General features: G+C 49.7%; 12 protein-coding genes and 1 tRNA gene. 6 read left to right on the top strand and 7 right to left on the bottom strand.

Annotated features, from left to right (window positions below; all coding sequences use genetic code 11):
- Nucleotides 1-10: 10 nt before the first annotated feature.
- Complete coding sequence (locus BFW38_RS14075; protein WP_068999475.1) at nucleotides 11-1,945, top strand: methyl-accepting chemotaxis protein; 1,935 nt, start codon at nucleotides 11-13, stop codon at nucleotides 1,943-1,945.
- Between the two features lie 101 nt (nucleotides 1,946-2,046).
- On the opposite strand, the gene trxB is transcribed toward BFW38_RS14075, so the two are convergent.
- From trxB to BFW38_RS14060, 3 genes are all read right to left on the bottom strand, one after another.
- The gene (gene trxB, locus BFW38_RS14070) at nucleotides 2,047-3,006 is read right to left on the bottom strand and encodes a thioredoxin-disulfide reductase (protein WP_068999474.1); all 960 of its coding nucleotides are present in this window, start codon (nucleotides 3,004-3,006) and stop codon (nucleotides 2,047-2,049) included.
- A 413-nt stretch (nucleotides 3,007-3,419) separates the two neighbouring features.
- The gene (locus BFW38_RS14065) at nucleotides 3,420-4,022 is read right to left on the bottom strand and encodes a peroxiredoxin (RefSeq protein WP_068999473.1); all 603 of its coding nucleotides are present in this window, start codon (nucleotides 4,020-4,022) and stop codon (nucleotides 3,420-3,422) included.
- A gap of 1,043 nt (nucleotides 4,023-5,065) precedes the next feature.
- Nucleotides 5,066-5,142, bottom strand: a tRNA-Met gene (locus BFW38_RS14060).
- A gap of 147 nt (nucleotides 5,143-5,289) precedes the next feature.
- Here BFW38_RS14060 and phbB point away from each other — a divergent pair.
- A complete protein-coding gene (phbB, locus tag BFW38_RS14055) occupies nucleotides 5,290-6,024 on the top strand; it encodes an acetoacetyl-CoA reductase (protein ID WP_218186429.1) in 735 nt (244 codons plus the stop codon).
- A 133-nt stretch (nucleotides 6,025-6,157) separates the two neighbouring features.
- Here the strand turns inward: phbB and BFW38_RS14050 are convergent, their stop codons facing one another.
- Nucleotides 6,158-8,878, bottom strand: coding sequence for a DUF349 domain-containing protein (locus tag BFW38_RS14050; RefSeq protein ID WP_068999471.1), 2,721 nt, complete (start codon nucleotides 8,876-8,878; stop codon nucleotides 6,158-6,160).
- Nucleotides 8,879-9,417: 539 nt separating this feature from the next.
- Here BFW38_RS14050 and minC point away from each other — a divergent pair.
- From minC to sbcB, 4 genes are all read left to right on the top strand, one after another.
- Complete coding sequence (minC, locus tag BFW38_RS14045; RefSeq protein WP_084004671.1) at nucleotides 9,418-10,116, top strand: septum site-determining protein MinC; 699 nt, start codon at nucleotides 9,418-9,420, stop codon at nucleotides 10,114-10,116.
- Nucleotides 10,117-10,225: 109 nt separating this feature from the next.
- Nucleotides 10,226-11,035 carry a septum site-determining protein MinD gene (minD, locus tag BFW38_RS14040; RefSeq protein WP_068999470.1) on the top strand — a complete coding sequence of 270 codons (810 nt, stop codon included), beginning with the start codon at nucleotides 10,226-10,228 and terminating at the stop codon, nucleotides 11,033-11,035.
- Nucleotides 11,036-11,038: 3 nt separating this feature from the next.
- Nucleotides 11,039-11,299, top strand: coding sequence for a cell division topological specificity factor MinE (gene minE, locus BFW38_RS14035; RefSeq protein ID WP_068999469.1), 261 nt, complete (start codon nucleotides 11,039-11,041; stop codon nucleotides 11,297-11,299).
- Between the two features lie 114 nt (nucleotides 11,300-11,413).
- The gene (sbcB, locus tag BFW38_RS14030; protein ID WP_139116637.1) at nucleotides 11,414-12,865 is read left to right on the top strand and encodes an exodeoxyribonuclease I; all 1,452 of its coding nucleotides are present in this window, start codon (nucleotides 11,414-11,416) and stop codon (nucleotides 12,863-12,865) included.
- A gap of 199 nt (nucleotides 12,866-13,064) precedes the next feature.
- Here sbcB and BFW38_RS14025 read toward each other — a convergent pair whose 3' ends face one another.
- The 3 genes from BFW38_RS14025 to BFW38_RS14015 form a co-directional block, all read right to left on the bottom strand.
- A complete protein-coding gene (locus BFW38_RS14025) occupies nucleotides 13,065-15,911 on the bottom strand; it encodes an insulinase family protein (protein ID WP_068999467.1) in 2,847 nt (948 codons plus the stop codon).
- A 75-nt stretch (nucleotides 15,912-15,986) separates the two neighbouring features.
- A complete protein-coding gene (locus tag BFW38_RS14020; protein WP_068999466.1) occupies nucleotides 15,987-16,661 on the bottom strand; it encodes an SOS response-associated peptidase in 675 nt (224 codons plus the stop codon).
- 4 nt (nucleotides 16,662-16,665) lie between these two features.
- The gene (locus BFW38_RS14015) at nucleotides 16,666-17,985 is read right to left on the bottom strand and encodes a GGDEF domain-containing protein (RefSeq protein WP_068999465.1); all 1,320 of its coding nucleotides are present in this window, start codon (nucleotides 17,983-17,985) and stop codon (nucleotides 16,666-16,668) included.
- Nucleotides 17,986-18,128: the final 143 nt, after the last annotated feature.

The following is an 18,128-nucleotide window of genomic DNA, read 5'->3' as shown; positions in this document are numbered from 1 at the left end:
GGACTTTTTTATGCTGTTGTCATCAATGCTTTCGAGCCGTTTACTCAGGCCTCTTTTAGTCGGGTTGGTTGGGCTTATTATGATTCAAACGCTGAGCGTTATGGGGGTTGTCCGTCACGGCACCCGAGTGCTCACGGATGACGTTTTAGCCGGCCTCACCCAGCTTCATCAGGTATCCAGCCAAGCCTTGAATCAAACAACCCAAGACATCACCGATAAACTGCAGTCGCTTGCTGCGGGGTTACAGCAACGCCTTGGTCAGGGGTTGGGTCAGCGGCTTGATCAAGCGAATGCTTCCAGCCTTGAAGCTTTGGAGGAAGCCTTAGTGAGTGGGGCTGAATCACAGGCTCGCTTGCTGGCGTCAGTATCACCCAAAGCCATCTGGGATCGTGATACGCCAGCTTTAACCAAGTTAGTGGAGCAGGCCCATCAAGCCAATCCACGTATCCTGTTTGCTTTCTTTCTGGATGCACAAGGGAAACGTCTGACTCGTTATCTGGATAGAACCCAGCCTGAAATTAAAGCCATGTTAGATTCAGGCGAAGGGCGCTCTTCATTTGATCGAGTAATGAACGCGGCATCACATCGTGATGATGTCTTGCTCATTCAGTCCCCTATTAGCCCTATGGGTACACAGATTGGCACTTTTATTATGGCGGTTTCTCGTGCCCAGCTGCTGATTCAGCATCAACAGCTCAAAGCCGAACTGGCAGGGTTCGAACATGATATGACGCACATGATCACTCGGCGCCTCAATGATAATCGTCATGACACACTGGCCTTACTTGAGCAACGTATTCAAATTCTGGATCAGCAAACTCAGGCGCAAACGGGTGTGCTCTCCAGGCATGCAGAAAATGCTGTGGCTCTACTGCTGCAGCGTCTGAGTTGGGTTCAAATCGCCAGTGGTCTTGGGTTGATGTTATTGCTCATGCTGATTGTTGTCATGAGGGTTCTGATACCGATTCGTCATTTAGGGGGCGCTTTAGCCACGTTAGCAGAGGGGGAAGGTGATCTGACCCAACGGTTACCAGAGCATCAACGTCATGAGCTCGGTATGATGGCTTGTGATGTCAATCGCTTTCTGGCCACTTTGCAAGCCTTGATACAGGATGTGCAGGGGGTTGTATCGCAAACTCGGCAGACGGGAGAGCGCTTATCCCATTTGGGTGAAGCTTCTCGCGAAGCCTCTGATCGACAGCTCCATACATTACAGGCGAGCCATGAGGTGTATGAAGTGATGATGGTGGCGTTGTCTCAGATGCAAGGACATATGCACGATGCGTTGCACCGAGTGGGTGATATTCGGCAAAGCGCAGCCTCGACAACCGAGTTGTCGAGCCATGTTCACCAGGACATGGCGCAAATGGTGGTGAAAGTGAGCGAGGCCACTGATCAAGTACAGCAGTTGGTGAATCAAGCACATAACATCGGCGAAATTCTCGATATGATCCAAGGCGTGGCAGAGCAAACAAATTTGTTGGCATTGAATGCTGCGATTGAAGCTGCTCGGGCGGGCGAAAGTGGGCGTGGCTTTGCCGTCGTCGCTGATGAGGTGAGAGCGCTAGCGGGACGAACGAGTGCCGCGACACAGGATATTGAACAGCAGATTGATGTCCTGCGACAGTCTGTCCATGATGTTGCTCAGACTATGGGGGAGGCCCGGACTATCGCTGAAGATGGGATTGGAATGATTCGTCGCTCAGATGAGCAGCTTCAGCAGATTGATCTTGCAGTGGAAGATCTTTATGGCGTTGCCCAAAATAGCGCTGACCTGACTGAGCAGCAAAATCTACATGCCCAGGCCTTGAATGAACGCTTGGACACGGTTGAAAAAGACAGCCGTATGACGATGACACGTGTTGAAGAAGTGGCGGCTTCAGCGGAACAGTTGCAAGTACTCTCGATGCAATTAAATGAACGTGTTTTTCGTTTTAAAACTTGAACCGTTTAAGATCTGATTCTTAAAGGTTGGGATTTTAAGGTGTCAAATAATAGAGGCGAGCTTTAACGCTGATGAGGGCCCCAAGGGGCCCCACGACGCAATCAGTCACTGGATAAGCTATCGAGATAGCGCTCCGCATCTAGCGCGGCCATACAGCCGGTTCCTGCCGAAGTTACAGCCTGTCGATAAACATGGTCGGCCACATCGCCAGCAGCAAAGACCCCAGGTGCACTTGTGGCAGTTGCATTACCTTGTAAGCCGGAGTTGACCACAATATAGCCATTTTCCATCTCAAGCTGGCCTTCGAAAAGCTCCGTATTCGGTTTATGCCCAATCGCAATAAAGACGCCCATCGTGGCAATGTCACGGGTTTCGTCCGAATGGGTTGCTTTCAGGCGCAGCCCGGTGACACCGCTATTATCACCAAGGACTTCTGACAGTGTATGGTTCCAAATGATTTCAACATTGCCGTTCTCGGCTTTTTCGAACAGTTTGTCCTGCATAATCTTTTCAGCACGGAGGCTGTCACGGCGGTGGATCAACGTGACTTTTCGGGCTATGTTCGATAGGTAGAGGGCCTCTTCAACCGCAGTATTCCCCCCGCCAATCACAGCAACGTCTTGATTGCGATAGAAGAAACCATCACAAGTTGCACAGGCTGAAACCCCTTTCCCCATAAACTGCTCCTCACTGGGCAGTCCAAGGTATTGGGCGCTAGCACCGGTCGCGATAATTAACGCATCACAGGTATAGGTGCCTGAATCTCCTTTGAGAATATAGGGGCGAGCTTTCAAGTCGACTGTGTGAATATGATCAAACTGGATTTCAGTTTCAAAACGTTCCGCATGTTGACGCATGCGTTCCATGAGGTCTGGCCCCTGCACTCCATTCTGGTCTCCTGGCCAATTATCCACTTCTGTGGTGGTGGTGAGCTGGCCTCCCATTTGCATCCCGGTGATCAGTAAGGGTTTGAGGTTAGCGCGAGCAGCATAGACAGCGGCGCTGTAACCTGCAGGACCAGATCCCAGAATAATCAGCGGGCTATGTCGTGTTTCACTCATGGTGCATCCTCTTGCGTGTCTTAAGCCGGGGTGAGCGATCAGTCAATCGTTATCTGAGGCCTCGGCAGCTTTACGGTTGATCAGTAACCTCAGTGATCCGTTACTGATGCTTGATAGTGCTTAGTTTACCGCCTGATGCTGTGGGCCTGGAGTGTGCTAAGCATTTTTTTCGCCATAAGGGATTATTAAATCGTTCTATGGCGCCTTTATGAGTAGTGCCATGGGCGCGATCAATGACTGTGAGCCATCTCGAAACGATCCATATAGCAAAGGGGCCGGCAGAGCCGACCCCTTTGAAGTCCCTTAGTCTTGATCTGTGGTGGCTTAAGTATCCCGCTAGACTTAAGTGTTTTGCTAGAGCTAAGTCTCTTGCTAGATCTATAAGGCTCCACTAGACCAAAGGTAACCCGCTATTAAAGCTTGTCAGAAGATTCGGCTAAGTAGCTGGCAACACCTTCTGGGTTCGCCTGCATGCCTTTCTGGCCTTTTTCCCAACCTGCTGGGCATACTTCACCGTGCTCTTCGTGGAATTGCAGTGCTTCAACCAGACGAATCATTTCGTCAACATTACGGCCCAGCGGCAGGTTGTTTACGAGCTGATGCTGAACGACACCGTCTTTATCGATCAGGAAAGATGCGCGCAGGGCAACGCCGGCATCAGGATGCTCAATACCGTATGCACGAGTGATCTCGTGTTTGACGTCAGCAACCATAGTGAATTTCACTTCACCAATACCACCTTCGTCACGGGCAGTTTTACGCCATGCATGGTGAGTGAACTGGTTATCAACTGAGACCCCAATCACTTCTACGCCGAGTTCTTCGAACTTAGCCATACGGTTGTCGTGAGCAATGATTTCTGACGGACATACGAAAGTGAAGTCCATGGGCCAGAAGAACACGACTCGATATTTACCATTGGTATCGGACAGTTTGAAGTTGTCGACGATGCTGCCATCGCCTAATACTGCGGCTGCTTCAAAATCCGGTGCTTTACGAGTAACCAATACGCTCATGTTGATCTCCATTTGCTCAGTAGGTGATGCGGTGCTCTCAAACATCAGGCCAAGAGCCGCGCGTTAAATCGTGCCGTGAGGCATTGAGAACTAACCTTTGACGCTGTTAAGACTAGTGAATCTTTTTGGTTAGTTCAATTTGATTGATTAAATCGAATCAATAGTCTCTGTTTATCTGGTCGAGTTCGACTTATTCATCCTCGTTCATGCCTGTTGAACTGTCTACCTTCCTGGTTTCCTACCTTTTAACTATCTTCTATAGAAGTGCTTAGCCATCAGGAGAAGGTCATGGACAGTGTAACCGGCATACTACGGTGTCCTCTCTTGTTGCTTTGAGATGAGGGTAGCTTAACCGGGAATCAAGGGGGGATTAGATTTTAACGCTTTGAGCGTTCAGCGATAGAGATCTCAGAATGCTGGGTGCTTGGATCAAACAACTGATCGGAGTAAGAATTAAGTTCTCCTTTTATGAGTGATCCCCTTGTGGCGGATAAAAAACTTTTCATTCGAGAGTGCATATTAGATTGTTGTCGACTAATGTTTATATTAGGTATTGGTGCTGCAATGATTGAAGGGCTGAGCGTTGGCTTTGTGTCGTAAACGTTGGTGAAGGTTCAAACGTTAGTGTGTATGCAAGCGTTTCGAATTAAGTGAGTTTGAGTCGGGTGTGAAAGAGGGCCTCAAGGCTCCGGGCATTAAGACTAAGGCTAGGTTTCACCAATAGCATTGTCCTCGCTGAATCAGCGCCACCATCAAGGATGAAAGGCATAAATGGATGTCAGGGATAGATCAAAATAGCATGAGTGTTGAAGCCCAAGAAGCTCAATCGGTGGGCATTTTAATGATTGCGGGTGTGTCAGTCGTGGTGGGTTGTTTAGCGATTGGCAATCATTCGGTTATGGGTAGGGCCTATTGGGTGAATGTACGAGGCATGCTCATGAGTTGTCTGTGTATGTGCCACCTGTTGTTATGTTGGGCGCAATTGGGTTGGTCACAAGACATAAAAAAACGCCAGCTGAGAAACTCAGCTGGCGTTAGAAATTTGGTAGCGGGGGCCGGATTTGAACCGACGACCTTCGGGTTATGAGCCCGACGAGCTACCAGGCTGCTCCACCCCGCATCAGATGGCGCATATATTATGCGTCGAACGATGGGGTGTCAAACACTTTTTTGGTTTTGGGTGGTTTTCATCCAAGTGGGTACGGGCGCGTTAAACAATCGTAGTGCGATCTGTACGTATCGTAATAGGCAGAGGGAGTATATGGATATGAGTAAAGTGGCTTGGGTTACCGGTGGCACCGGGGGCATTGGAACAGGTATTTGCCGGGCGCTTCACGACCAGGGGTTTCAGGTCGTGGCTGGCTATAGTAATGAATCCAAGGCGCGAGATTGGCAAGGACAGCAAAAAGCGGAAGGTTACGATTTCGGTATTAGCCAGGCTAATGTCAGTGATTTTGATTCTGTTCGTGAGAGCTATGCCGATATCGTTGAACGTTTCGGGCCTGTTGCGGTGTTAGTGAATAATGCAGGCATTACACGCGATGGTACTTTAAAACGAATGGGGGTTGATCAGTGGCATGACGTGCTATCGACAAACCTAGATTCAGTCTTTAATACGTCGAAGGCTTGTCTTGACGGTATGTTGGCTGAGGGGTACGGGCGGATCATCAATATTTCCTCTATTAATGGTGAAAAAGGCCAGTTTGGTCAGACCAACTACTCGGCGGCTAAAGCGGGCATGTATGGCTTTACTAAAGCTTTAGCTCAGGAGGTCGCACGCAAAGGGATTACGGTCAATAGTATTTCGCCTGGCTACGTCGCCACCGATATGATTATGAAAATTGACGAGCCCATTCGTGAGCAAATCCGTGAACAAATTCCGGTGGGTCGTTTTGGCACGCCGGAAGATATCGCGCGAGCGGTTGTATTTTTAGCCGGTGAAGAGGCTAGCTTCATTACAGGGAGCAATCTCTCGATCAATGGTGGACAGTTTATGCATTAACCTCTCTTCCAGTATTTATGCGGATGTTTCAGCATTGACTGGATGTTTTAGCATTAACTCTAAATTGGTCAAAAAAACGGCAGCCTAAGGGCTGCCGTTTTTTGAGGTTCTGTTGCTATGACGAGTGATGATGTTATGAGTTTTGGCAGAATGCTTGTAGCGCTTGCTCAAAGTGCTGGCGCTGTGTTGGGTTAGCCTGATGCTTCAGTGCGTGCCATTGATTAAGCAGATCCTGGGCCTCTTCATCCGCTGAACGCAAGTCGCCTTGTTGACTATCTGCCAACCGTGAGACCTGTAGTGCCAGACGTTTTTTCGCTTCACTCTCATCACGAGGGGGGAGCTCGGCCAGTATCGCCATGTGAAGACACAGCTGATCAATTGCTTCTTCCTGGACCTGAGTTGTCGCCTCAGCCGCTTCAGTATGTGGCTCTGCCGCCATGGCTTGCCATTGTTGCCAAAGCGCCTGGCGTTGCTGTCCGAGGGCTTGTGCCTGACACTGCTGCTTTAGTTTGTCTAGTCGTTGCTCAAAAGCTTTGCGTTCCCCTTGGGGAACATGTCGGCCAATTTGAATTTTGCTGATCAATTGTTGCGCTTGTTGAAGCTGCCCATCGTTCAGCGCTGCTTCAGCATCGACTAAGTGCTTTTGAAGCTGCTGCCACTGAGCTTCGCCTTGCACTTTTCTTTGCGTTCTTGCTTGGTCTCGTCGCTCGAAAATGATGTCACAGGCTTTACGAAAACGTTGCCATAATGGTTGCTCTTCGTGACGAGGCAGTAGCCCAATGGTTTTCCATTGTTGTTGCAGTGACTTGGCTTCTTGTGCCGCGTCTAACGAGCGTTCGACCTGGGTCAAGGCTTCTGCCGCTTCAATGAGTGCTTCTTTTTGTGCTAAGCGTTCGTTTTGAGTATGGCGTTGCTGCGCTTTAAGGGGCTGAAGCGCGGCTTCAAAGCGTTGCTCCAGAGTTTTACGTTGATTACGATTGATGGGACTGAAGCGGCGCCATTCTTTTTGCGCTTCTTGAATCAGTTGCTCAATCGCTTCGTGAGGAAGCTGTGTAATGGCATCGTCTGACAGTACTTCTAACTCAGCACAAATGATTTCGCGTTGAGCTTCATTATGCCGTCGCAATGCGGCTTCTTCAGCAAATAGTGCTTGGCAAGGTGCGTAAGCTCGCTCGCTGGCTTGGTGGAAACGATCCCACAGCGATTTATTATTGGCGGCCTGACCCAGCTCCCGCCACTCTTTCTGGAGTTGTTTGATTTTTTCTGCCTTGGCTCGGGGCTCCATCGCCTCATCGTCAGCCAGTTGCTCCATATGTTCACAGAGTGCTTCGCGGCGTGGTTCGGCGACAAAGCCTTGCCAGTCTTTATATTCAGCTAATAAAGCGCCGAGTTGCCTCAGTCGAGCACCTTGTGAAGGACGCTGAGCAGAATGTAGCTCTTCTAGCTGAGATTGAAGTCGTTGATAAAGCTTACCGGCAGGCTTGATATGTCCTTGGTTAAGTTGCTGTTCAAGTAAATCTAGCTGAGCCTCGTAGTGGCTAACAGGTAAGGGATCCGGTAAAGCGTCATCCAGCGCGGCGCTTGAAGGCTGCGATTGGTCAAACGGGTAGCGAAGTTCTCTATAGTCTGCCTGTAATCGCTGTAACGGTTCGGGCGCGACGAGATGAGAGGGCCATTGAATTTCTTTTAAGAGGGTCTGAATGTCCTCAGCGCGCTGGTCGTCTGTGCGCTCAAGTAGTGCTTGCCATTGAGTGTTCCATTGATGATAACGGTGCCAGGCCTCTATTAGCTGCATCAGTTGGTTTTGAACCAGGTCAAAACGCTTCTGTGTCTTAGGTTCCGGGGCTTGCTGTTCACACAGGGTTTCCCAGTGTCGATGGCTAATATCAAGCTGGCTGGTCAGGTTACCTAAGCTGATCTCGGGAAAAGGAAGCTCAATGGCAAAGGCTTTCAGTGAGTTCTCTAGGCCTTCAACCAAGTCTTTTTGCTGTTGATACGTTTCAGCTTTAAGGCGTGCCTGAGCGGCCAATGCTTGTTGCTGTGTTTGGTAATCAGCCCAGCGTTTTTGGCCTTGCTGTAAAAGCTGTTGAAATTGAGTGTGTTGTGCTTCGGTGACACCCGCTTTAAGGGCTGACCAGCTTTGCTCCAGGTGCTCCAACTTCGGCGCGAATAAGTTGTCCATTGGAATGCGCAAATGGCGTTCCAATTGCTCAATTAAAGACTGGGCACGTTGATAGTGGGCTTCTCTTTGTTGAGCATCGCTGCGTAAACGTTGTAAGCGTTCACGAGCGTGGCGCTGGACTTGTTTGTCATTACGGGTTTGCTGTAACAGTGTCTCAAGACCCGCTTCAGAGGTGATGCGGTGAGCGGCGCTTTGGCGCACTTTTGCAATGCGATTTTGGATGGCGATTTCGAGCAGAAGGTTTTCGTCATCGGGCAGCTGGGCGAGAGCTTGTAATCGGAGCCGTTGATTATCACCTTCTTGCACTAGCTGCTTAAGGATTTGTGCATCCTTGAGTGTGGCTAAATAATCGAGTCGCTGTTCAAGCTTGAGGCTGTCCTCAGTTTGGCCACTCAACTGAGCGACCAGCGCGCTGCGACAGGCTGTGTGCAGAGGTTCTGCAAGCGAGAGGTTTAATAGCTCAGTGAGACTGTCGATATCTTGCAACAGTTGAAGCGCACGCTGCTTCAGTTCGACACTATCATCATGAGTCACAAACTCAATCAGTTGGCGCCGCTCACTTTCTTGCTCTGGATTGAGACGCATCAGCGCAAGTTCGCGGATGCGGGGGTCAGAATGTCTTAAACTAGGTTTAAACAAGCGCGGGGCTAAACGAATCAGCAGCGAGGTCATGTTGCAGAGGCCTTGAAGTCCGGGCTTTGAAGCAGTGGATATGGAATTCTCTTCATTACAAATAGTCGCACAAGGGCAAGTGCTTCGGTTTGTGCTGCCTATCTTAACACCTCGTGTGTGGATGATCTCATCTGATCGCGTACTGTTTTCAATTAATTGAGGTGTTGAGTCGCAAGGTGGGCAGCCAGGGTATTTATTTTGATGGAGCATCTTTTTATCGTGCCACACTGTTGTGATGGCGCCAAGGTCGTGAATAAGCAGATAATGAACTAAGCGCTATGTCGTCGGTGTTTTGACATCCGTGTTTTATGAGGCCCGCGCTAGAGTTCTATTGCATTATTCGCTTTGATCATAAGGGGCGGATTGGTGTCATCATTGCCGCAAGTCCAAGGCTTTGCCAAACTGAAAAAGTTACATCTGATTAACAAGCGCTTAATGCACTCTCGGATAGGCTTGTGCGATGATGTGTTCCAGTATCCACTAGGCGCGATATTGTTGGTCTTGTTGGGCGTGCTTAATAAGACTAAGGGGGGACCACTGTGGCATACCTGTCAGATAAATCGAGACTCAAGCTGGTGAGTATTCCGTTGAAAGTTAAAGGTACCTTCATTCCGGCCACATTGCTTGAGCTTTCGGATGAAGATCCTGTGCGTATTGAAGAAGCGTTAACTCACCGGTTGGAGTCTGAGGCCCCTCTGTTGACTCAAGCGCCGATTGTTCTGGAAGTCAGTCAGTTGCCTGAAAGCGCTCCGCTTGCGCCTTTGCAGCAAGTGTGTGAAAAATTATCGTTGCACTTGATGGGGATTCGTGGAGGCTGTGAGCATCAACAGAAAGAAGCTCGTCGTCTAGGTCTGGTATGTCTTGGAGATTCACGTCCTAAGCCGGCAGCTAATGATGATCGGCAATATCGTGCCAAAGTGCATGTTGGTACTGTTCGAGGCGGCCAGCAACTTGTTCATGAATCTGGCGATCTGGTGATTATCGGTTCAGTGAATGCCGGCAGTGAAGTGTTAGCGAGCGGGAATATCCATATTTATGGTGCTCTGCGGGGGCGCGCGTTGGCCGGTATTGGCGGCGATGCTTCTGTGCGAATTTTTTGCCAGGCGTTGCATGCCGAGCTGGTCTCGATTGCGGGGCGTTATCGCCCGAGTGATGCGATTGCAGAAGATATACTGGGGCAAGCGTGTCAAGTTTGGCTTGAGGATGACCGCTTGCGCCTTGATCCGTTAGGTGTATAGCACGCTATAAAATGGCGGATGCTGTTAAATCTAATATGATGAGTGTGCATGAGTCTTGTGAGGCTCAATTGGCCGCTTTTTTATCACGTTTGACATAAGGATCAAAATTTTGGCGACTGTTATCGTCATTACGTCCGGTAAGGGGGGCGTTGGCAAGACCACTACATGTGCCTCCATCGGTGCAGGCTTGGCGCTGCAAGGGCATAAAACGGCTTTGATTGACTTTGATGTTGGCTTACGCAACCTTGATCTGGTGATGGGGTGCGAGCGACGAGTTGTTTATGATCTGATCAATGTCATTCAAGGTGAGGCGAGTCTCCAGCAAGCGCTGATCCGTGATAAGCGAAGTGACAATCTCTTTGTGTTGCCCGCTTCTCAGACTCGAGACAAAGAAGCCCTGACGCTTGAAGGTGTTGAACAGGTGCTTTCAGAGATGCAGGATGAGTTCGACTTTATTATTTGTGACTCTCCTGCGGGCATTGAGCGTGGTGCTCAATTGGCGATGTATTTTGCTGATGCGGCTGTGATCGTGACTAATCCTGAGGTGTCCTCTGTTCGGGATTCTGACCGTATTATTGGGTTGCTACAGGCGCGTACTCGTGCTGCAGAGGAAGGCCGTAAAATTCCAGAACACCTTTTGGTGACGCGCTATGACCCGCGTCGAGTTGATATTGGTGAAATGCTTTCTTTGGAAGATGTTCAGGATATATTAGCGGTTCCTTTGTTGGGACTGATCCCTGAATCAGAAGCGGTGCTGAAAGCATCTAACCAAGGGGTCCCCGTGGTGCATGATGACCAATCTGATGCTGGGCAGGCGTATATGGATGCAGTGCGCCGTTTAAAAGGAGAAGAGGTGCCTCTGCGTTTTAAGGAAATGGAGAAACGGGGCTTCTTGAGCCGTATGTTCGGAGGCCGATAGGTGATGAAGTTCATGGATTTTTTTCAGCGAGAGCCCAAAAGTACTGCGTCTGTCGCACGTGACCGCCTTAAAATTATTCTGGCACATGAGCGCAGTTTTCGTGATCAGCCCGACTTCTTACCTCGCTTACAGCAGGAGCTGTTAGACGTTGTTCGACGCTATGTTGAAGTTGAGCAGGATCAGGTGCAGGTCCATCTTGAGTCTCGAGATACCTGTTCAGTATTAGAGTTGAATGTCACTTTGCCTGAGCGTGATGAGCCTTGATCTTGGTGGCTCTTACGCAATGTACTTTGCCCTTTAAAAACGTTGCCCTTTACAATGTGAAGTCTTCGCCTGTTGAAGGTTAAAGTCGTCGATTGAATTGATGAGGGTGCATCTGTGCAGGGTACTTTTTTATGGCATGATTATGAAACATTTGGAACCGATCCGCGTCGTGACCGGCCGGTTCAGTTCGCAGCAATTCGCACGGATGCGAACTTTAATGAAGTTGGCGATCCGATCATGCTCTACTGTCGTCAGGCTGACGACTATATTCCCCACCCTGAAGCCCTTTTGGTTACGGGCATTACACCTCAAGACGCTAATCGCCAAGGTCTATGTGAAAGTGAGTTTGCTGAACGTATCCAGCAGGCGATGGCGGAGCCAGGAACTTGCACTTTAGGTTATAACTCGCTTCGTTTTGATGATGAGTTTTCTCGCAATCTCTTCTATCGGAATTTCATCGATCCTTATGCGCGTGAGTGGCAAAATGGTAACTCCCGCTGGGATTTGATTGATATTGTCAGGGCTACTCATGCATTGCGTCCAGAAGGTATCGTGTGGCCAAAATCTGAAGATGGTACACCTTCTTTCCGTTTGGAAAAGTTAACTGAAGCGAATGGCATTGAACATGGCCAAGCCCACGATGCTTTGGCTGATGTCCGGGCAACAATCGCCCTTGCTCGGTTGTTAAAGGCTCGGCAGCCTCGTTTGTTTGAACATTTGCTGGGGCTGCGATCCAAGCAAGCAGTGAAACGCCTGATCGATTTAGATCAGCATAAACCCTTGTTGCATGTCTCGGGGATGCTGCCTGCTAGGCGGGGGTGTGCCACCTTAGTAATGCCTTTGGCGATGCACCCAACGAACCCTAATGGGGTCATTGTCTATGATCTGGCTCAGTCCCCGGAGCAATGGTTAGACTTGGATGAAAGTGCGTTGCGTCAGCGAGTTTTCAGCGATAATGCTTCATTGCAAGCGCAAGGTCTGGAGCGATTGCCGCTGAAAGTTGTGCATGTGAACCGCTGTCCCATACTCTTGCCGGTTAAAGCGGTTGATGACGATGTGGCCGAACGCCTGAGCCTTGATCGTGCGCGTTGTGAGCAGCATTGGCAGCAACTGCGCTCGGTCCCTGATCTCGTCGAGCGTGTTCAGGCTGTTTTCAGCGAGCCCCCGGCGGAAGACCATCAAGGTGACCCGGACTTAATGATTTATGGTGGCGGCTTCTTCTCATCACATGATCGGCAGCAGATGTCAGCGATTCGGGCCTGTGATCCTGCACTGTTATCGACTTTGGCTTTACCCTTTCAAGATCAGCGCCTAGAAGAAATGTTATTTCGCTTTCGTGCGCGCAATTGGCCTGAGTTTTTAGAGAGTGACGAGCGTGAGCGCTGGGATGAGTGGCGTTGGCAGCGTATGAACGATGATCAACTGTCGAGCTTAACCCTTGAGGGCTTACAGAATCGTTTAATGCAGTTGGGTCATAGTGGCGAATTAGATGAGTCACAGTTCTTTTTAATGCAGGAACTGCAGGCTTATGTTGAATCGATTGTGCCGACACATCTGTTTTACTGAGGCTTGTTTTAATGACGCCCAGTTTTTACTGAGGTTTTTTAGCTGAGGTCTGAATATCTGAGGTTTGAATGGCTGATACGGTGCTTTCTGATGCGCCGTTTCTTGTTTCTCTGTTGGCCCTATCTCTTTCTCTTTTATGTTTATCCCCCCACCGCTTATATCAGTGCGGTGGAGGGATTGATGTTAGCTCATCACATCATCATGGTGAGTCAATGCTATGAATGGGCCAGAGTTTGGGGGTGGCGGGTTGCCCTGGTAAGCCTTCGACATCTTTAACGGGGGTGCCGAGCCAGAGTTTACCGCGTTGATTAGCCAGAACATCAGTATAAAAAGCCTGGAATTGAGATAATGTCAGATCTTCAAGTGCTTGGGCAATGCGCTCACGCCGATCAAAGTGCGTATCGCCCATGGCGACAGCCCGCCACATGCGCTGCCCTCTTTCCGATAAGCGTTGATCTTCTCTGAGTAAGTTATTTAGCAGGCTCTCTTTATAGCGCTTGAAGGTTGCTTCATTGAGCTGATTAATCCGCACTTGGTCTTCGACCATAAAGGCACTGATTCTACGTGCAATTTCAGCGGCATCGGTGCTCGGCGATTGAACCAGGTAAAGCGCGCCTGCGGTATCCAATACGGGGAAGGGTGAAGCAAATACGACGTAGCCTAGTTGTTGCTCAGTACGTAAACTGTTGAAGAAGTCAGCCTGCTGGAGGTGAGTCAACATTAGCATACGAGCAGTTTCCGCCGGAGCGTTGTTGCGTCCCTGAATGTGCAGTAAAACCGCTTTGTCATTATGATCAAGTTGTTCAGCTTGATGCCATGCGCCTGTCGGAATTTGGCGGAGCTTTAGGGGTTCGATATCGGACTGTGCTAACGCTGGGTTGAGCGATTGGCGTACTTGGGTTGCCAGTTGTTGCGCATCCTCTGTTGAAAGGTTGCCCATGGCCAGCATTTGAATATGAAGTTGGGCCAGTAATTGAGGGCGATAAGTTTTCAAGTCCTCTAAAGTAATCGCTTCAAGGGCATGGTACTTGTCGGCTTCTGACCAGGCAGGATCAATGAGCTCAGGGGTTAAAGCACGCATCATCTGGCGAGCCAGTGGATCTTGTGCCGCATTGCGGAGCTGGCGGAGTTGACGTTGTTTAATACGCTCGAACTGATCAGGCTTAATCTCATCTTGTGTGAGTACTTCTAAGAGATTCTTGAGCAAGATGGGCTGGCGCTGGTTGTATCCGCGTAATGTTAACGTGATGCCGCGTGCGTGCGGGTAAGCATCGTAGCCTAGTCCGGCCAGGCGTGCTGGGTAGCCAGGGGCATTGAACTCATCCATAACCCAGTCTGCCAACAGGTTGGAGAGCACGCGGCTTTTTAAATTCTCTGAAGCCACTGGGCTTTGTAGGCTCACAAAGACTTGGGCTCTAGGGACTGCAAAGCTGGTATCAGTGGCATGCCATAGTGATAATCCAGGCTTTTCATTCAGTTGCTTCGGTGCCATGGCTGTGCCTGGTTCGACTAGTGATAAGTCGTCGGCGACATAGGGGTTGGCTTTCGGCAAGGCAAGGTTGGCATGACTCGTGGGTAGATCAAGTGTGTCATGCGTTAAGCGATAGTCGGCAGGGAACCAAGGCGCAATATCGTCGGTTTTAACATTCGGGCTGACATGTACCCGCAGCAGTTTTTCAGGGGTGAGCTGATTCAGGTAGGTGCGAATCCGCTCGGGCTGATACTGGGTGAACATATAGGGTGCTTGTACGACGTCTTTCATCGGTACCCGGGCCATCTGCATGGCGAGCTGGCTGACCGCCTGAATGGGTTCGCTGGGTTCCATGAAACGGAATGACTGGGCGGCAAGTTGGGCCTGCTCTTCATAGCGCCATTGCTCAATGCCCTGCTGACGGATTAGTTGAATATATTTAAAGACCGCCGCTGTTATCTCATCAATATGCTGATCGCCTTCAGCTGTCAGCTCAATATTGATCCCAAACATGGATTCGTCACGGGTCGAAAACTGGCTACCTGCAGAGAGCGATGATGCCCATCCTTTTTGTTTGAGCCACGCTAGAATACTGCCTTCCCCTTCATGACCAATGAGGTTCGCTAAGTAGCTGACAGGTTGAGTGGCATAATCCTGAATGGGGTCTGGGATAGGAAATAACAGTTGGAGTTGATACAGCTGTTTCAGCGGTTTGATACTGAGTTCAGCGGGCAGATCTTGGTCGCGGAAAAGTGTCGGCGTGCTGGCTTGCTGCCCTTGCCCCGAAGGAATATCGGCGAAGTCTTGTTTGACCCACTGCTGCAACTGATCTATTGACTGGGGCCCATAAACGACAAGATGCATGGCCCCTGCGCGGTAATGTGTTTGATAAAAATCCAGCATGGCTTCCCGAAGTTTGGGATCCTTCACTGGCAAGGTTTCATTATTACCGGCACTGAATCTTGAAAAGGGATGTGCGGGGTTGACCGCTTGTCGGATGGCCGCCAGTTGTCGGCGTCCGTCATTGCGTAGCTTAGAGCTATACTCTGAGTTGACGGCGTTGACTTCCCGAGCCATGTAGTCGGGCGTGAAAAGTGGGTCAATAAAAAAGTGTGAGAAACGGTCAAGCCCACCCTCAAGTGCTCGTGGGTCGATATCAAAATAATAGTTGGTATCCGTACTGGCGGTAAAAGCATTGCGAGAGCCGCCGTTTTCCGCCACAAACTGTTGATAAGCATCGGCATCAGGATAAGTTTCCGTGCCTAAAAACAGCATATGTTCAAGATAGTGGGCTAATCCTGGAAACTGGTCGGATTCATCCTGGCTGCCTGCACTCACATTCATGGCAGCAGCGGCTTTATCTGCATTAGGATCATTGATCAATAAAACCGAAAGCCCATTATCAAGCATGAGGCTTTGATACTGGCGTTGATCATTCGGGCTTGTGACGGGCGCCTGCGTTGATGGCATGGATGCCTCTTGTGTTTGAGTATTCGATGGCGTCAGGCTGCAAGCCGCAAGGCCGAGAGTGGCCGCCAGTGCAGTCAGCCCGTGACGCCAGTGATGTTTGATCATGTCAGCTCCTGATGCATCTGATTTGTTAATGTGCAGTCTGACCTTGATCTGTGATTAGGGTTCACTGTCAGTAAGTTACGCCGGATTAATCGCATGGCGCTCACCGACAGGCATGGCCACCCGAGCGGATTGATTGTGGGGATCATTCACCAAAGGTGAAACCGGGTAGTATTCGAGATCAACTGCGGCTTCTTTAAGCAACTGGTGGCGTTGTTCCGCGCTTTGCTCCGAGAGCCAGGCTAACGCTTGATCTGAATGAATACAGGCCGGAGCACGTAAATTTAAGTGGCTCAATGCGTCAGGTGCCGGTTTACTAATGATTGCAAAAGAGTCGTAATGTCGGCCTGGCGCCACTGGATAGCGAGTCCATATTGCGGCTAAAAGAAAGGGGCGGTTATGTTGAATACGCACGGCATAAGGCAGCTTGTGTCGACTCAATTGTTGCCATTGGTAGTAGCCGGTCACCGGTAGGAGCGCTGGACGTGAGGGCCAGCTTTCTCGATACATCGGTTTTGTGTCTAGGTTCTCTATTGGGACAGTATAGGGTGCTTTATTTAAAGGGCGTAACCAAGCCGGTGAGTAGGCCCAAAAAGCATCATCCATCACCAAGTGGGAGGGGCCTTGCCGAATTAAGCTGAGCATTTGACGTGGTGGAAGGTTGAAGCCGGTCTTGAGCGAGGCCATCTGTTTGACGGTTTGCCCAAAAAGTTGCTCAGGGTTAAACGGTGTGATGATTAAACGTCCACTCATCAGATTAGGCCGTTGTATTGGGAGGTTTTTTGGACTTTGTCGATCGCCGATGTGAAGAGGGCTGATTATAAGCCACAACGCAGTTTCGACCTGCGCCTTTGGCATCGTACAAAGCTTCGTCAGCTGACTTGATGACTTCCTCAGGTGTTTTCAGTCGTTCTGTGCGCTCTGATACGCCAATACTGATCGTGACCGATACTGTGCCGGATGAGTTCGCTTTTTTCTGCTGGGTACGTTTTTCTTTTCCGGCCTTATCATCCTCTGGGCGTTGCTTTTTGTCACGAAGGCGCATGGCATAGTGTTCAATGGACTCTCGGACAGATTCTAGATGGGGTAGGCATTGCTCTACTGTTTTGCCGGGAAATACTAATGTGAACTCTTCCCCTCCATAGCGATAAGCCTTGCCCCCACCGGTGACTCTACTAAGGCGAGAGGCCACCATGCGAAGGACTTGATCGCCAACATCATGACCATAAGTATCATTAAATTTTTTAAAGTGATCCACGTCGGTCATTGCCAAGGTGTAACGGCGTCCCAAACGCTGTAACTTTTCATTAAGTGCCCGACGCCCAGGCAACCCTGTCAATTCATCTAAAAAAGCCATATGAAAAGACTCGTGTACGATCGCGGTGCTGAGCATCGTCAAGGCTGCCGTCGTCATTAGCGGAAGCGCTTCGGGTTGACTGAAAATATGAGGGAGCGTCCAGAATAAAGCCGTCATCGCTACAAGCTGTGCTGCATAGTGCGGCTGATTGTGCGTGATGCACTGTACCATTAGCCCAATGAACGCGATCATAAACGCGAGCATGCTGAGTTGGGGCAGGGGTAGCCAAGGGGATTGGGAAAGAGACCAAAGGTTGGCCGTGAGTAAATTGAGCAAAGGTTCTGGATACTTGCTCGCTAAAGCATAAATCACTAAGACCAATAACCCAGCAGCGGTCAGTCGCAGGATAATATCTTGTATGGCATGGAAGCGTTCTCGCCAAATGGCAAAAAGCAAAAAGGTCACGGGCATTAATAAGCTGAGTAGAACAAAGACAAGCTGAGTGCTGGGCTTGATGCCTTTATGATAAAGGATAAAGTCAACGTGGGGCATCAGCAGCGCATAAATTGAAAGTAGTACTCCAATCAGAAACAAGTTCCTGATGCGGTCATAAACAAGACTCAACACACTGCCTGCTAAGCCTATCAGCCAGGGTAAGAAACTGATGATGTCTAATAGCGCTTGCGGCCACTGTTGCCATTGCAGCAATAGTAGCGCGATGCCTACTAAAGCCAGAGGCAATACAAAGAAAGGTGCTAAACGATTCAACAGTCCTCTCACACCACTGTCCTTTCAGTTAAGCGAATAAGGAAGGTTATGATCCCTGCCTGCCCACACAAGAGCAATGTCTTTTATGTTAACTCCTGCATAAAGTAGAGTATTCAGTCATATTTGTGCTTTGAATAAAAAAAGGTTGCGCTTGA

Source organism: Terasakiispira papahanaumokuakeensis, from assembly GCF_001709345.1.
GTDB classification, from domain to species: Bacteria; Pseudomonadota; Gammaproteobacteria; order Pseudomonadales; family Halomonadaceae; genus Terasakiispira; species Terasakiispira papahanaumokuakeensis.
The sequence above is the reverse complement of the archived record's forward strand: the minus strand, read 5'-3'. Positions and strand labels throughout refer to the sequence as shown.

What these genes read in the sequence shown, in the direction of transcription:
- BFW38_RS14075 (WP_068999475.1), top strand. Translation starts at nt 11, where the DNA reads ATGCTGTTGTCATCAATGCTTTCGAGCCGTTTACTCAGGCCTCTTTTA.
- trxB (WP_068999474.1), bottom strand. Translation starts at nt 3,006, where the DNA reads ATGAGTGAAACACGACATAGCCCGCTGATTATTCTGGGATCTGGTCCT.
- BFW38_RS14065 (WP_068999473.1), bottom strand. Translation starts at nt 4,022, where the DNA reads ATGAGCGTATTGGTTACTCGTAAAGCACCGGATTTTGAAGCAGCCGCA.
- phbB (WP_218186429.1), top strand. Translation starts at nt 5,290, where the DNA reads ATGAGTAAAGTGGCTTGGGTTACCGGTGGCACCGGGGGCATTGGAACA.
- BFW38_RS14050 (WP_068999471.1), bottom strand. Translation starts at nt 8,878, where the DNA reads ATGACCTCGCTGCTGATTCGTTTAGCCCCGCGCTTGTTTAAACCTAGT.
- minE (WP_068999469.1), top strand. Translation starts at nt 11,039, where the DNA reads ATGAAGTTCATGGATTTTTTTCAGCGAGAGCCCAAAAGTACTGCGTCT.
- BFW38_RS14025 (WP_068999467.1), bottom strand. Translation starts at nt 15,911, where the DNA reads ATGATCAAACATCACTGGCGTCACGGGCTGACTGCACTGGCGGCCACT.
- BFW38_RS14020 (WP_068999466.1), bottom strand. Translation starts at nt 16,661, where the DNA reads ATGAGTGGACGTTTAATCATCACACCGTTTAACCCTGAGCAACTTTTT.